We start from the raw sequence: 14,480 nt of genomic DNA on the forward strand, positions 1-14,480 counted from the left end.
GGTCTAGTCCGCCTTGTCCTCGGCAAAGGGAAGCAGCTTTTCGAAGATCACCCGCACGTCGCGTGCATGATCGGCGATCTTTGCCTCAAGGGCGCTGACATCCGGGCAATCGGCGAGCTTGCACAGGCGTTCCAGAAGGCCCGACGGCGCGGTTTCGGGTTCGAAACCCTCATTCAGGCAGGCGCGGGTCAGCTGGGCAATGTCGGTATAGAGCGCAAGCGCCTTGCGGCAGGTCTCCAGGTCACCCGCAGCCATTACCTCCGGGCCGAAACGCGCCAGAACATCGTCCGTGGTCATCGCGTCCGCGCCGCCGATTTCGCCGCGCGGCACATGGCAGGCGAGATGACAATACTGGGCGAGGAATTCGATATCGATCAGCCCGCCGGGAATGAGCTTCAGGTCCCAGGCGCTCTTTGCCGGCTTGTCGCGTTCGATGCGGGAGCGCATGTCGGCAATGTCGCGCGCAAGTTTCCCGTGATCGCGCTTCTGGCCCAGGATAGCATCGATCACGGCCCCGGTGTCAGCCATCAGCGACGGGTCGCCGCAGAGCGGGTGAGCACGCGAAAGCGCCATGTGCTCCCAGGTCCAGGCATCGTTCAACTGGTACTTCTCGAAAGCGGCAAGGCGCGTCGCCAGCGGACCGGCATTGCCGGAGGGGCGAAGCCGCATGTCCACCTCGTAGAGCACCCCCTCGGCAGTCGGCGCACTCAGGGCGGCGACCAGGCGCTGGGTGACCCGGGCAAAATAGCGCGGCACGTCAAGCTGTTTCGGGCCGGACGACATGGCAAGCGGGTCGTCGCAATCGTAAAGCACGATCACGTCGACATCGGAGCCCGCCGTCAGTTCCGAACTGCCGAGCTTGCCCATGGCGAGAACGCAGGCGCGCTGGCCGTCGACCGTGCCATGCGCCTCTTCCATCTGCGCCAGCACGCCCTGAAGCGCCTCGTCGATCACCAGAGTCGCAAGCGTCGTCAGCGCGCGGCCGGCGGCAAAGCCGCTGATCGAACCGGTCACCAGCCGGATGCCGATGAGAAAGCGCTGCTCGGCGGCAAAAATCCTGAGGCGGTCAAGCCGCTCCTCGTAGATCTCCACGCCGCTCATGAAGTCCTCAAGCCGGCCGGCAAGATAGTCGCGGGTCGGGATTTCCGTCATCAGCGCGGGATCGAGCATGCCGTCGACGATATGGGCGCGCGCGGCGATGATCTCGGCGAGCCTCGGCGCTGCCGACATCACCTCGACGATGAGCAGCATCAGGTTCGGATTGTTCTTGAGAAGCGAGAAAAGCTGGACGCCGGCAGGCAGACCGGAGAGAAACCGGTCGAAGCGCAGCAGCGCCTCATCGCCTCTGCGGCTTGCGCCGAAGGCTTTCAGCAATTCGGGCATGATCTCGGTCAGCCGCTGACGGGCCTTGGTCGTCTGCGTCGCGCGGTAGCGGCCGTAATGCCAGGTCCGGACAACGCGCGCGATGTCCTCGGGCCGGTCGAAGCCGAGCTTGCGCAGCGTTTCCAGCGTTCCCGGATCATCGTCCTCGCCGGTGAAGACGAGGTTGCCCGCCTCGCCCGAAAGCGTCTCCTCCCGCTCGAACAGGCGGGCATAGCGCCGCTCGACCGTCTTCAGCGCCTTCAGCAACGCGCCGGAAAACGCCTCCGTGGTTTCAAATCCGCTCATCCGGGCGATTCTCAGAAGTTCGGCATCGTCCTCCGGCAGGACATGGCTCTGCTCGTCGCGCACCATCTGGATGCGGTGCTCGACATCACGCAGGAACCAATAGGCCTCTGCCAATTCATCGGCGGTGGCCTTGTCGATCCAGCGCGCCTCCCGCAACGCCTCCAGCGCATCGACCGTCCTGCGGCATCTAAGTTCAGGCATGCGTCCGCCCGCAATCAGTTGCTGGGTCTGGACGAAGAACTCGATCTCGCGAATGCCGCCGCGGCCAAGCTTGACGTTGTGGCCGTGGACCGCGACCAGGCCGAAGCCCTTGTGGGCATGGATCTGCCGCTTGATCGAATGGATATCGGCGATTGCCGCATAGTCGAGATATTTGCGGAAGATGAACGGGACCATTTCGGCGAGGAAAGCTTCGCCCGCCGCAAGGTCGCCGGCAATCGGCCGCGCCTTGATGAAGGCGGCACGCTCCCAGTTCTGGCCGCGGCTCTCATAATAGAGAAGCGCCGCCTCGACCGGAATCGCCAGCGCCGTCGACCCCGGATCCGGCCTCAGTCGAAGATCGGTGCGGAAGACATAGCCGTCGCCGGTGCGCTCCTGCAGGATACGGATGAGACGGCGCATCAGCCGGGGCACGAGCGAGCGCGGGTCGTCCTTGTCGGTGAAGATCTTCGCTTCCGGCTCGAAGAAGACGACGATATCGATGTCGGAGGAATAGTTCAGTTCGCAGGCGCCGAGCTTGCCCATGCCGAGCACGACCATGCCCGATTGATGCGAGGGGCTCTCGGGATTCTCAAGGACGAGCTTGCCCTCCCCGGCGGCCGATGCCAGCAAATGATCCACCGTCGCGGCAACAGCAGCGCCGGCGAAGTCGCTCAGCAGAGCCGTGGTTTTTTCCGGCGCGATCATCCCGGCAAGATCGGCAAGCGCCGTGAGGAATGCGACCCTGCGCTTGGCCTGGCGCAGGCGCAGCATGATGTCACTGTCGCTGACCTTGCCCTCCCCATCCCGCCAGGCGGCGCGCGCCCTCTCGATATCGGCCTCAATCTGCGGCAGGAACGGTTCATCGATGCGGGAAAGCAGTTCGGGATGGGCGCGGAAGCTGTCGAACAAAAATGGCGAAAGCGAAAAGGCCGCAGCGAGGAAGCGCGTCAGCCGGTCGTCACGATCTGCAAGGAAAGCAGGAAGTCCGCTCTTTTCGACGGCCGCCGCCATCTCATCAAAGGCAGACTGCGCCAGTTCGTCGTTGAGCGGAAAAATCGGCTCTTTCGCCATGTCGCGCAATGTTCCGGCTGCCTGATCGCTCATCTTTTCCTCCGAATGCCGTTTGCACTGCCTTAACATCGCCGGCGGCAGGCTCAAAGCAAAAGAGGGAGAAGAGAATTCAGCTGGCGCTGCCCTTTTCGCTGACGATCGCAAAGCGCAGCACTGCCGCAAGACCGGAGTACCCCTCGACAAGGCTCCCGGCCTCAACAAGCGAAAACGCGCCGCCATGCATCGAGGCAACGGCATCCACCAGCGACAGGCCGAGCCCGGTTCCGGGCTTCGACCGGCTCTCATCGAGCCGGAAGAAGCGTTGTTTGACGTCGTCCATGCGCGAAGGCGGAATGCCGGGTCCGTTGTCGGCCACCACGAACACGGCCTGACGCCCTTCCCGCTTCAGCGAAAGGTGGATCGACTGCCCGCAGCCCTCGGAATATTTGATGGCATTGTCGAGAAGATTGAAGATCGCCTGGCCGATCAGTTCGCGATTGCCGTTGACGGAGATATCGCTTTCGATGGAGCAGTCGAGCGCAAGACCGGCCTCCTCGGCAACCGGGCCGTAAAGCTCGGCGCTGTCCTCGACAATCGCCGAAAGGTTGACGACCGACATCTCGGCGGCAACGGCGCCCGCTTCGACGCGGGAAATCATCAACAGCGCATTGAAGGTCCGGATCAGTTGGTCCGATTCGGCGATGATGCCGTCCAGGGCCAGACGCCGGTCATCGGGGTTCTCCGTCGCTGCCGCATCTGCTGCCTTGTTGCGCAGGCGGGTCAATGGCGTCTTCAGGTCATGGGCAATATTGTCGGAAACTTGGCGCAGGCCCTCGTTCAGCCGCACGATACGGTCGAGCATGAGGTTGAGGGAGTTGGAAAGCCGGTCGAATTCATCGCCGGAGCCGGTGACGGGAAGACGTTGGGAGAGATCGCCGGCCATGATCTTGCCGCTTGCGCTCGACATCCGGTCCATGCGCTTCAGCGCATTGCGCCCGATCGCGAACCAGATCACCAGCGCGCCGACGCCCATGATGATGAGCGCGAGCAGCAACGCCTGCCGGACAACGATATGCAGCCGTTCGGGATCGCCGAGGTCGCGACCGATCAGCAGCCTGATGCCATTGTCGAGCTCGATGACATAACCGGCGGCAAGATTTTGATGCGTCCCGCCATTGTTTTCGGCAAAGCCCTCATAGCGGAAGGGCGGCTCGATCCAGCCGAGCCGGTTCAATACGCCCGGCTGCAGCGAGGCGACATTGCTGGCGAGAATTTCCCCCTGCGGGCTGGCAATGACATAGAGATTGGCGCCGGGCTGGCGCGCGCGTCGCTCGATGATGTTGAAGACGCGCCGGATGCCGCCGCTCTCGAAAGCGAGATCGAGTTGGGTAACCTCGGGTTCAAGCGAGGCCCTGGTCTGCCGCACGACGAGATCCTCTGAGACCGCGGTGACGTAAAACACCATCACCGCCGCGCACAGGCCGAACAGAAGGATATAGACGGCCGAAAGACGGACGGCGGTGGATTTGAACAGGAGCCGCAGGCGTTCTCTCATCGGTTGCGATCGCTGTTGGAGCGCGTCCAGGAAAAGCGGAGACCGGTTTTCCGTCCGGATGCGCGAAAAGACAAAAGGTTAGAGAGCATGTTCGCGATTCACGGAAACGCCGACATGCCCTAGGCATCGGATTTGATCATGTAGCCGGAGCCGCGGATCGTCTTCAGAAGCGGCTTGTCGAAATCCTTCTCGATCTTGGAACGCAGACGCGAGACATGCACGTCGATCACATTGGTCTGCGGATCGAAATGATAGTCCCACACATTCTCAAGCAGCATCGTGCGGGTGACCACCTGCCCGGCATTCTTCATCAGATATTCGAGGAGGCGGTATTCGCGCGGCTGCAGCGTGATCTCGCGACCGGCCCTGCGCACCTCGTGCGACAGGCGATCGAGTTCCAGATCGCCAACCCGGTAGACGACGTCCTGGTCGGGGGCGCCCTTGCGCCGGCCGAGAACCTCGACGCGGGCCAGAAGCTCGCTGAAGGCATAAGGCTTGGGCAGATAGTCATCCCCGCCGGCTCTAAGCCCCGTCACGCGATCGTCCACCTGCCCCAGTGCCGAGAGGATCAGCACCGGCGTGTGCACGCCGCGCGCACGCAGCGCCGAAATCACCGAGAGCCCGTCACGGCGCGGCAGCATGCGGTCCACGACCAGCACGTCATATTCGTTCTCGCTCGCCATGAACAAGCCGCTCTCGCCATCGCCCGCATGTTCGCAGGTGATGCCGGCCTCGCGAAAGGCCTTGGTCAGATAGGCGGCGGCCTCAAGATCGTCTTCAATAACCAGAATGCGCATGGCGGCGACAGTATCGCCATTGCGATCTTCGTTACAAGCAGTCTTGAGGGGTTCATCGACAGACATTTTGGCTCCTCCGAAAGGGCGGCAAGACAAAGGGGCGCATGGGTCTTGCCCATGCGCCCCCACCATTCCTTCAGCGCCGATCAACCGGCATCCTGGTTCTCGCTACCGGTCGGCAGAGCAGTGAACATGCTGCCGTTTTCGGTCTCGACCTGGAAAAGCGCCTGCTTGCGTCCGTTGTTCGCCGCCTCTTCGACCTGATCAAGGATGTCCTGGGCAGAGCCGACTTCCTTGTTGTTGACGCTCAGGATCTTCTGCCCTTCGGCAAGCCCCTTCTGAGCGGCATCCGAATCGGGATTGACGACGGTGACCGTGACGCCCTTGCCGTCATCGGACGGAACGACCTCGATCCCCATCCGGGTCATCAGCGAGCTCTCGGCGGGCGCGCTCATACCTTCGGCGGCCGCCAATTGGTCCTCGGTCGGGAATGCACCGAGCGTGACGTCGACCGTCTGCGACTTGCCGTCGCGCCAGACGGAAAGCTCAACCTTGTCGCCCGGCTCCATCATGCCGATCATCCGGGAGAGCGAACGCGCGTCCTCGATGACCTCGCCGTTGACCGCGGTGATCACATCGCCCTGCCTGAGCCCGGCTTCGGCGCCGGGACTGTCGGAGGTCGGCTCGGAGATCATCGCGCCTTCCGGTTTTGCCAGACCGATCGCATCGGCGATATCTTCGGTGACGGGCTGAATGCGCACGCCGAGCCAGCCGCGCTCGACCGCGCCGTCATCGATCAGATCATTGACCACGTCCTGGGCCAGATGCGAGGGGATGGCAAAGGCGATGCCGACATTACCGCCGGACGGCGAGAAGATCGCGGTGTTGATGCCGACCACTTCGCCGTTGAGATCGAAGGTCGGACCGCCGGAATTGCCGTGGTTGACGGCTGCGTCCACCTGGATGTAGTCGTCATAGGGGCCGGAGGCGATGTCTCGGCCGAGCGCGGAGACGATGCCCGAGGTCACCGTGCCGCCAAGGCCGAAGGGGTTGCCCACGGCCACGACCCAATCGCCGACGCGCAGCTTGGAATCATCGGCGAAATTCACATAGGTGAAATCGCGGTCGGCATCGACCTTCAGGACGGCGAGATCGGTGCGCGGATCAGTGCCCACGAGCTTGGCCTCATATTCGGTCCCGTCATCCATCAGAACGGAGAAACTGTCGCCTTCGCGCACGACGTGATTGTTGGTGACGAGATAGCCGTCCCCGGACACGAAGAAGCCTGACCCCTGAGCGACCGGACGCGGACCGCCGCCGCGCGGCTTCGGCGGCTGCTGCGGTTCCATGGGCGCGCCGAAATCCTTGAAGAAACGCTTCAGGGGATGATCATCCGGCAGGTTGTCAAATCCGCGTCCGCCAAAGCCGAAGCCGAAGCCATCATTCTGGGCAACGGGCTGGACGTTGCTCTCAACGACCACGGAGACCACGGCCGGCGAGACCGCCTCAACCACGTCGGCAAAGCCCGGCACCTTGGGGGCCTCGACATAAACCGGGTCGGCGAGGGCTTCGGGAACGGTCAGGGGCGCACCTGCCGAAAACAGCACAGCGGCAACGCCGCCGGCAAGCGCCGAGGCTTTCAGAATCGGCTTGAACTTGTTGTATCCGGAAGTCTGGTCGAGCATCTGGTCTACCTTTTCCTTGATTGACGTTTCTGAAGATGTCTTCAAATCGGATAAAGGCACTATAAATGTTGCGACCTTACAGCAATCTGTCCACAAAATGACGGATTGTTAATTGTCGTCGCCGTCCGCGAGAAGCCGCTCGAGGCGCTCCTCCTCCGCTGGGGAAAGCGGGCGATCCGGCGCGCGACGCGACTTCGAAAGGCGCCACACCACGATGCCGCCGATCACGACCAGCAGCGCCGGCGCGCCCCACAAAAGCCATGTCTTGGGCGAGAAGCGGGGCTTCAGCAGCACGAATTCGCCGTAGCGCGAGACCACATAGTCGATGACCTCCTCATTGCTGTCGCCATCGACAAGACGGTCACGCACCAGAAGCCTCAGGTCACGCGCGAGGTCGGCATTCGAATCATCGATCGACTGGTTCTGGCAGACCATGCAGCGCAGTTCCGCGGAAATTTCGCGGGCCCGCGCTTCGAGTGCCGGATCGTCCAGCACTTCGTCAGGCGTCACGGCTTGGGCCGCTGTCAGGGGCGCCAGGAGCAGAACCACGACCAGAAGGGCGGCAAACTTCATTCCGCAGCCCCCGCATGCGCGGCCGCGTCCATCGTGCGCCTGCGGCTGCGCGCGGGGGCGCCGACGCGTAGTCGCCGGTCGGTCAGCGAAACCACGCCGCCAAGCGCCATGGCCACGCCGCCGAGCCAGATACACAGGATGAACGGTTTCCACCACACCCTGACGACCCAGGCGCCATCGGCGCGCTCATCTCCGAGCGAGACATAGAGCTGGCTGAGACCGAAGGTTGAGATGCCGGCCTCGGTCGTCGGCATGTTGTTGGCGAGATAGACCCGCTTGGCCGAAAAGCTTTCGGTGACAGGCCGGCCGTCTCGGGCAATCGTGAACGCGCCCCGTTCATCGACATAGTTGGGACCCCTGACGGGTGTGATGCCGTCGAATGTCACCGTGTAGCCGCCGGCATCCACGCTCATTCCGGGCGTCATCTCCAGAACCGCCTCGGTCTCGTAGAGCGAGACCGCGACGATGCCGAGAACCGTCACGCCGAGGCCGAAATGGGCGAGCGCCGCGCCGAAGGCGGAACGCGGAAGGCCGACAAATCGCGGCCATGCCCGCGCCATCGGCATCCGGCCGAAACCCGAGCGATACCAGAGATCGCTTGCCGCGCCGAACATCAGGAAGAAGGCGATCGCGATGACAAGGCCCGCGAGAACCGGGCCGCGGGAATGGTAGTAGATGAAACCGGCAGCCAGAACGAGCGCCAGAACTGCGGCGACCATCAGGCGCTCGCCCGCGGCCTTCAGGTCACCCCTTTTCCACGACAGCATCGGACCAAAGGGAACGGCGAGCAGAAGCGGGATCATCAACACGCCGAAGGTCATGTTGAAGAAGGGCGGGCCGACGGAAATCTTGTCGCCGGTCAGCGTTTCGAGAACCAGCGGATAGAGCGTGCCGGTCAGCACGGTTCCCGTAGCCACCGTCAAAATGAGATTGTTGAAGACCAGCGCCCCCTCGCGCGAAATCGGCGAAAACAGGCCGCCGGCGCGCAGGAGCGGTGCGCGAAAGGCGAACAATGCCAGCGAGCCGCCGACGAAGAAGGCAAGGATGGCGAGAATGAAGATGCCGCGCGTCGGGTCGGTCGCGAAGGCGTGCACCGAGGTGAGAACGCCGGATCGGACGAGAAAGGTTCCGAGCAGCGACAGCGAGAAGGTCAGGATCGACAGGAGCACGGTCCAGATCTTCAGCGCTTCGCGCTTTTCCATGACCAGGGCGGAATGCAGCAGCGCTGTGCCGGCAAGCCAAGGCATGAAGGAGGCATTTTCGACCGGATCCCAGAACCACCAGCCGCCCCAGCCCAGTTCGTAATAGGCCCAGTAGGAGCCCATCGCGATGCCGGCCGTCAGGAACAGCCAGGCCAGAAGCGCCCACGGCCGGACCCACAGTGCCCAGGCCGCGTCGATCCGCCCGCTGATAAGCGCCGCGACCGCAAACGAAAAGCACACGGAGAAGCCGACATAACCGAGATAAAGCAAGGGCGGATGGATCGCGAGGCCGAAATCCTGCAGGATAGGATTGAGATCCTGCCCCTCTCCCGGCACCGGAAATATCCGCAGGAACGGGTTCGAGGTGAACAGGATGAAAAAGAGGAACGCCGTCGCGATCAATGCCTGGATCGAGAGCACATTGGCCCTGAGATCATCAGGCAGATTACGGCTGAATGCGGCAACAAGCGCGCTGAACAGCGTCAGGATCAAAAGCCAGAGCATCATCGATCCCTCGTGATTGCCCCAGACGCCGGAGAACTTGTAGACCAGCGGCATCAGCGAGTGCGAATTCTCCCAGACATTGCGCACGGAGAAATCGGACACCAGATGACTGCGGATCAGAACGCCGAAGGATGTCGCCACAAGGGCGAACAGCGTCAGCGTTCCGCTCACGGCGACCGACATCAGTTGCGGGTCGTTGCGCCTGACGCCGATTGCGGGCACCACGAACGTCGCCAGCGCAACGGCGAGCGCAAGGATCAGCGAGAACAGGCCGAGTTCAACCGTCACTGGCTCGCCTCCCCCTCCCAGACCCCGTCTTCCTTCAGGCGGTCGGCGACTTCCTTGGGCATGTAGTTTTCGTCGTGCTTGGCAAGTACCGTGTCGGCATGAAACGCGCCGTCGCCGTCAAAACGGCCCTCCGTTACCACGCCCTGACCTTCACGAAAGAGATCAGGCAGGATGCCGGCATACCGCACCTCGACCGCGCCGGAACCATCCGTCACGGTGAAAAGAACATTGGAGTTCTCCACGCGCTTGATCGACCCCTCCTCGACCAGCCCGCCAAGCCTGATACGGGTCCCCTCGCCGACCGGCTTTTCGGCAAGGTCGGACGGCATGTAGAAATAGGAAACGCTGCGGCTGAGCGCAAACAGCACCAGCAGCACGGCGACGGCAATGAAACCGACGCCTCCAGCGATGACAGTCAGCCTTTTCTGCTTGCGATTCAACGCTCTGCTCCCGATAACCGCAGCGAGGCTCCAAAGGCCTCAAGCCTTGCACCCTGCGCGCTGTCCCCTCCGAAGTAACCGATCGCCTGCCGGAGGGCCAAAACCGCCTTTTCCTCGTTTCCGAGAACACTATAGGATCGGATCAGACGCATCCAGCCGTCGATATCATCCGGATTGTCTTCGAGCCTCTGCTCAAGACCGGCGACCATGCCGTCGATCATGTCGGCACGCGCCTCATCGGAAAGCTCGGACGCGGCCGCCACCGCCTCTTCGTCAGGTCCGTTCGGCACCACGCCGTCGGCAGGACGCCCGCCGCTGTTGGCCGCGATCCGGCGGTCAACCATGTCGCGCCAGGGCGACCCTTCCGGCAGCGCGTTCTCAAGACGCCTGAAACGCTCCGCCGCCACGGCGCTGTCTCCCGATTGCTCGGCGGCAAGCGCCATGAAGTACAGCGCCCGCAGTTCATTGGGGTCGAGCGCCTCCGCCTTGCGGAAAAGGTCGAGCGCCTGGTCCGTCACGATCCCCGCATCCATGGCGACGATGGCTTCCCCCTGCCCGGCCAGCCGATCGGCGGTCGCGCCCGAAACGCGGATCGCATTGGCATAGGCGTTCTCTGCCGCCTCGAACCGGCCTTCGCGCAGATAGATCGGCGCGATCACATCCCACCCGCGTCCGTCCTCGGGGTTTTCCGCAAGATGCTGCTCCACGCGCGCCACCAACACGGCAAGGTCGGGTTCGTCGGCATTCACGCGCGCGGCAAGCGGCTGGTCCGGCGCGCCCGGCGTGCCGAGAACGGGATAGAGCAAAGCCGACCCGACCATCAGAACCAGGATCGCGGCAGCCGTCCCCCAGGCCGTCGCGCGGCGGCCGGCGCTGCGCTCTGGAGCAGTGTTCCCCTTGTCGGAAACAGCCAGGAGGCGTCGACCGATCTCGGCCCGCGCCGCTTCGTATTCCTTGTCGCTGAGCAACCCTTCGGCTTTTTCGCGCTCGATCTCGCGCAATTGATCGCGATAGACGGCGGACTGGCCGGCAACCGGCCCTTCGCCCCCGCCTGCGGGTTTGCGCAGCAGCGGCAGGGCGACCGCGAAGGCCGCGGCCAGGAAGACGACAAGGGCTGGAATGGCGAAAATCATAACGATGTCTTCGTACGCTACCGCCGGACATTAGCCAACACACTAAAGCTTTATCGGCGCAATCTGCCGCAAAAGGTCGCAGCAGGGAAGAGCGCGAGGGACGCGGCTAATTCAGCAGCGCCCACAGCCCGTCTTCGCCGCGACAGGCAGCGCCGCGTCCGACATATTCCCGGCCATCGATGTTCACGCGCTGCGTGTATTGCCGGCAGTTCTGGTCCCCTACCTGATAGGGACTGGCCGCGGTCACGCTGCCCGTGGCATCCCGCCCCTGCCAGGTGACCGTTTCGCCTGCGGGAACGGAGGCGAGCGCGTATTGTTCTGCCTGCAGGGCTTTCGCGCGGTCGGCAGGCGAAAGGGCGACGCCCGCGCGCTCCACCAGTCCGCCTTCCAGAGCGACAGCGGGAACGGCTTGCCGGGATGCGGGCGCGGGTGCCACGCCGGTGGGAACCCCGGTGTCGGTTGTGGCGCAACCCGAAACCGCAATGGCGGCGGCGGCGAGCAGAATGATCCGTTGCACGATGTTGTGACCCCCTGAACGTCATGAATTGGTTCCGCCCCACGGCGCGGGACAAAGCGGCTCCAAGGTGCGGGCAAGGCATAGCATGGACTGATGCGTCCTTGGACCTAGAAACAGATTATGGCCAGATTTCGCCGGACCGACCGCCCGGCCAAGCGGAACGGCTATTTTTTGAGTTTCGCCGGCAGCACGATGCGTGCGTGAAGTCCGGCTCCCTCAAGCCCCGTCAACTCGAACCGGCCGCCATAAGCCTGCACGATGTCGTCGACGATGGAAAGGCCGAGCCCGGAACCCGATCCGCTTTCGTCAAGCCTCTGGCCGCGTTTCATCGCCCTGCGGATCTCCTCGGGCGTCAGTCCCGGGCCATCGTCGACAACCGTGATTTCCGCCCACTCTCCGGCTTCCGCACCGCCCTCCATCCTCAGGACGTCCACCCGAACCTCGCCCTCGGCAAAACGGGCGGCATTCTCAAGCAGGTTGCCGACCACTTCCTCGATGTCCTGCTGCTCTACCGCCAGCACAAGACCCGGGGCGCAGGCGAGCACAAAATGCGTATCGGGGTTCAGTCGACGCATCACGCGGACCAGGCGCTCCAGAACGGGCTCCACCTCACAGCGCGTCAGCACCGATTCGGTTTGCGCGGCAATCCGCGCCCGGTTCAGATAGGCCTGGACCTGCGCCTGCATCATCACGACCTGCGACGCGATCAGCTTGCCGCCCTGCCCGCCCATGGCCTGCGCCTCGTTCAAAAGCACGGCAATCGGCGTCTTCAGCGAATGGGCAAGATTGCCGACCTGCATGCGCGCGCGTTCGACGATCGTGCGGTTATTGCGAAGAAGCGCATTGATTTCGTCGGCGAGCGGTTGGATTTCGACGGGAAAGGCGCCTTTCATTTCGCCGTCGCCCTGTTCGGAAATGGTGCTGAGCGCCGCGCGGGCCCTGTCCAGCGGACGCAGGGCCCACAGAATGATCAACCCGTTCAGGAGAATGCTGGCGATGCCGAAGAGCGCGAGAGCGATATAGAGCCGGCGCGAGAACCAGCGCACGTCATTGTCCACCGCATCGCGGTTGCCCGACACGCGCACCCGGGTCGCCCGGTTCTGATCGTCCATCACGACCACCGTCTCGATCACCGCCAACTCGTTGTCATGGTCGTCGCGAACGACATAGGTTCGCCGAAAGTCGCCGTCATACGGCACTTCGCTGACCGGCTTGAGCGGCAGTTCCTCCCCCCCGAGCGAGGGGGAGCGCAGTGCTTCTCTATTGTCGTCATAAAGCGGATCGACCACCCAGTACCAGCCGGTCTGCGGTTGCTTGTAGCTGAGGTTGCCGAGCTGCGGCGCGCCGGTCAGGTCCCCGTCCTCGTCGATCGACACGGAGTTGACGACATTGAACATCTCGGCCTGCAGAAGCTGGCGGAAACCGCGCTCGGCGGCATTTCTGTAGAGCGCGGAAATCACCACCGCAATCACCAGAAGCGCGATGACAAACCAGACCGTCGTCAGCGCCAGGGAGCGCAGCGTCAGGGAGTTTGCCCATTTCATTCAGGCACCTGCATGCGGTAGCCGAGACCGCGGACCGTCTCGATCCATTCCGGCCCGATCTTCTTGCGCAGACGTCCGACGAAGACCTCGATCGTGTTGGAATCCCGATCGAAGTCCTGATCGTAGAGATGTTCGGTCAGTTCCGTGCGCGAGACGACCTCGCCCTGGTGGTGCATCAGGTAGGACAGCAGCCTGTACTCATGCGAGGTCAGGCGCAGCAACTCTCCGTTGAGCGTCGCCTTGGAGGCCTTCACGTCAAGCGCGATCGGCCCGCAGGAGATCGTACTGGCCGCATGTCCGGCCGCCCGCCGAATGAGCGCACGGATGCGCGCCATCACTTCCTCGATGTGGAAGGGTTTGGTCACATAGTCGTCGGCGCCGGCGTCGATGCCGGCAACCTTGTCGCTCCAGCGATCGCGCGCCGTGAGAATCAAGACCGGCATCTTGCGCCCGGCGGCGCGCCATTTTTCCAGAATAGACACGCCGTCCAGCGCCGGCAGGCCGATATCGAGAATCACGGCATCATAGGGTTCCGTGTCGCCGAGGAAATGCCCCTCGACGCCGTCATAGGCACAATCGACAACGTAGTCGGCCTCCCTCAGCATCTGAGCAAGCTGCCGGTTGAGGTTTTCATCGTCTTCGATGAGGAGGATACGCATGTCGGTCAACTCACTGTTTGCGGACAGGGACTTCGGCAAGGCGCAAGGGCCGCGGGACGATCAGCTCGCGGGAACGGTTCGGGTAATCTTGCGCGGCATATTTCCGTTGTTTGCGGGGATAATGACGGTCACCTGGCAGCTGCTGCCGTCCTGCGTCGGCACCGCGGACAACAACTCTCCGCCGGTGCTCCTGACGACCGCCGCCGCCGCAGCCGCGCAGTCGGCAGCGATTGCGCCGCCGGTCTGAGCGGCAAGGAGCAGGCCGGCGGCCGGCGCCATCCGCAATGCAAGCATTGTCTTGCGCATCATAATGTTTCCCAAAGAAATTCACTTTGCTCTTTCTGATAAGAATAGTTGGCTGAACTGCAAATGAATAGTCCCGTAGACGCAGGCAAAACCCACGGCTGCCGGAGCGCTTGGCCCCGGCAGCCGGTTATCGCGCCGTGCGTCAGCGGCTCAGCGTGCCCTTGGCCGCTATCCGGCCGAAAAGCGCGACCAGCCCGCCGGAAGCGCCGGCGAGCGTGGCAATGGAGGCGGCCAGCTCGCTTTGCGTGCCGTCGTCCAGATAGAGGCCGCCCATCTGGAAGAGGGGTGCGGCGATGGCGAGGAGCGCGCCCCACACCGTTTTCGAAAGATACCATTTCTTCGTATTGTCCATGTGATT

General features: G+C 63.3%; 13 protein-coding genes. All 13 read right to left on the bottom strand.

Annotated elements, in window-relative coordinates; genetic code table 11:
- Positions 1-3 precede the first annotated feature (3 nt).
- The 13 genes from JET14_RS12775 to JET14_RS12835 all read right to left on the bottom strand — a co-directional run bounded on the left by JET14_RS12775 (position 4) and on the right by JET14_RS12835 (position 14,474).
- Entirely contained in the window at positions 4-2,973 is a 2,970-nt protein-coding gene (locus tag JET14_RS12775) for a bifunctional [glutamine synthetase] adenylyltransferase/[glutamine synthetase]-adenylyl-L-tyrosine phosphorylase (RefSeq protein ID WP_200334003.1), read from the bottom strand.
- 76 nt (positions 2,974-3,049) lie between these two features.
- On the bottom strand, positions 3,050-4,474 hold the full coding sequence (locus tag JET14_RS12780; RefSeq protein WP_200334004.1) for a sensor histidine kinase: 1,425 nt from the start codon (positions 4,472-4,474) through the stop codon (positions 3,050-3,052).
- Positions 4,475-4,593: 119 nt separating this feature from the next.
- Positions 4,594-5,271 (bottom strand): response regulator transcription factor, encoded by a 678-nt coding sequence (locus JET14_RS12785; protein WP_200338085.1) that lies wholly within the window; start codon positions 5,269-5,271, stop codon positions 4,594-4,596.
- A 146-nt stretch (positions 5,272-5,417) separates the two neighbouring features.
- Positions 5,418-6,956, bottom strand: a complete 1,539-nt coding sequence (locus JET14_RS12790) for a Do family serine endopeptidase (protein WP_200334005.1) — start codon at positions 6,954-6,956, stop codon at positions 5,418-5,420.
- A 108-nt stretch (positions 6,957-7,064) separates the two neighbouring features.
- Complete coding sequence (locus tag JET14_RS12795; RefSeq protein ID WP_200334006.1) at positions 7,065-7,529, bottom strand: cytochrome c-type biogenesis protein; 465 nt, start codon at positions 7,527-7,529, stop codon at positions 7,065-7,067.
- Positions 7,526-9,523, bottom strand: coding sequence for a heme lyase CcmF/NrfE family subunit (locus tag JET14_RS12800; RefSeq protein WP_200334007.1), 1,998 nt, complete (start codon positions 9,521-9,523; stop codon positions 7,526-7,528). The genes JET14_RS12795 and JET14_RS12800 overlap by 4 nt, the downstream gene beginning before the upstream one ends.
- Positions 9,520-9,963: a cytochrome c maturation protein CcmE gene (gene ccmE / locus JET14_RS12805; RefSeq protein WP_200334009.1), complete on the bottom strand. Its 444-nt coding sequence runs from the start codon at positions 9,961-9,963 to the stop codon at positions 9,520-9,522. The genes JET14_RS12800 and ccmE overlap by 4 nt, the downstream gene beginning before the upstream one ends.
- Complete coding sequence (gene ccmI, locus JET14_RS12810; protein ID WP_200334011.1) at positions 9,960-11,096, bottom strand: c-type cytochrome biogenesis protein CcmI; 1,137 nt, start codon at positions 11,094-11,096, stop codon at positions 9,960-9,962. Before ccmI ends, ccmE begins: the two co-directional genes overlap by 4 nt.
- Positions 11,097-11,202: 106 nt before the next feature.
- On the bottom strand, positions 11,203-11,613 hold the full coding sequence (locus tag JET14_RS12815; RefSeq protein WP_246750308.1) for a hypothetical protein: 411 nt from the start codon (positions 11,611-11,613) through the stop codon (positions 11,203-11,205).
- A 164-nt stretch (positions 11,614-11,777) separates the two neighbouring features.
- Complete coding sequence (locus JET14_RS12820; protein WP_200334013.1) at positions 11,778-13,157, bottom strand: sensor histidine kinase; 1,380 nt, start codon at positions 13,155-13,157, stop codon at positions 11,778-11,780.
- Positions 13,154-13,816 (bottom strand): response regulator transcription factor, encoded by a 663-nt coding sequence (locus JET14_RS12825; RefSeq protein WP_200334015.1) that lies wholly within the window; start codon positions 13,814-13,816, stop codon positions 13,154-13,156. Before JET14_RS12825 ends, JET14_RS12820 begins: the two co-directional genes overlap by 4 nt.
- 60 nt (positions 13,817-13,876) lie before the next feature.
- Positions 13,877-14,122, bottom strand: coding sequence for a hypothetical protein (locus tag JET14_RS12830; protein WP_246750653.1), 246 nt, complete (start codon positions 14,120-14,122; stop codon positions 13,877-13,879).
- Positions 14,123-14,264: 142 nt separating this feature from the next.
- On the bottom strand, positions 14,265-14,474 hold the full coding sequence (locus JET14_RS12835; RefSeq protein ID WP_024706489.1) for a hypothetical protein: 210 nt from the start codon (positions 14,472-14,474) through the stop codon (positions 14,265-14,267).
- Between the last annotated feature and the right edge of the window lie 6 nt (positions 14,475-14,480).

The sequence above is a fragment of the Martelella lutilitoris genome, assembly GCF_016598595.1.
Taxonomy (GTDB): domain Bacteria; phylum Pseudomonadota; class Alphaproteobacteria; order Rhizobiales; family Rhizobiaceae; genus Martelella; species Martelella lutilitoris_A.

Coding starts and splice junctions, on each gene's coding strand:
- JET14_RS12775 (WP_200334003.1), bottom strand. CDS start 2,973: ATGAGCGATCAGGCAGCCGGAACATTGCGCGACATGGCGAAAGAGCCG.
- JET14_RS12780 (WP_200334004.1), bottom strand. CDS start 4,474: ATGAGAGAACGCCTGCGGCTCCTGTTCAAATCCACCGCCGTCCGTCTT.
- JET14_RS12785 (WP_200338085.1), bottom strand. CDS start 5,271: ATGCGCATTCTGGTTATTGAAGACGATCTTGAGGCCGCCGCCTATCTG.
- JET14_RS12790 (WP_200334005.1), bottom strand. CDS start 6,956: ATGCTCGACCAGACTTCCGGATACAACAAGTTCAAGCCGATTCTGAAA.
- JET14_RS12795 (WP_200334006.1), bottom strand. CDS start 7,529: ATGAAGTTTGCCGCCCTTCTGGTCGTGGTTCTGCTCCTGGCGCCCCTG.
- ccmI (WP_200334011.1), bottom strand. CDS start 11,096: ATGATTTTCGCCATTCCAGCCCTTGTCGTCTTCCTGGCCGCGGCCTTC.
- JET14_RS12820 (WP_200334013.1), bottom strand. CDS start 13,157: ATGAAATGGGCAAACTCCCTGACGCTGCGCTCCCTGGCGCTGACGACG.
- JET14_RS12825 (WP_200334015.1), bottom strand. CDS start 13,816: ATGCGTATCCTCCTCATCGAAGACGATGAAAACCTCAACCGGCAGCTT.
- JET14_RS12830 (WP_246750653.1), bottom strand. CDS start 14,122: ATGCGCAAGACAATGCTTGCATTGCGGATGGCGCCGGCCGCCGGCCTG.
- JET14_RS12835 (WP_024706489.1), bottom strand. CDS start 14,474: ATGGACAATACGAAGAAATGGTATCTTTCGAAAACGGTGTGGGGCGCG.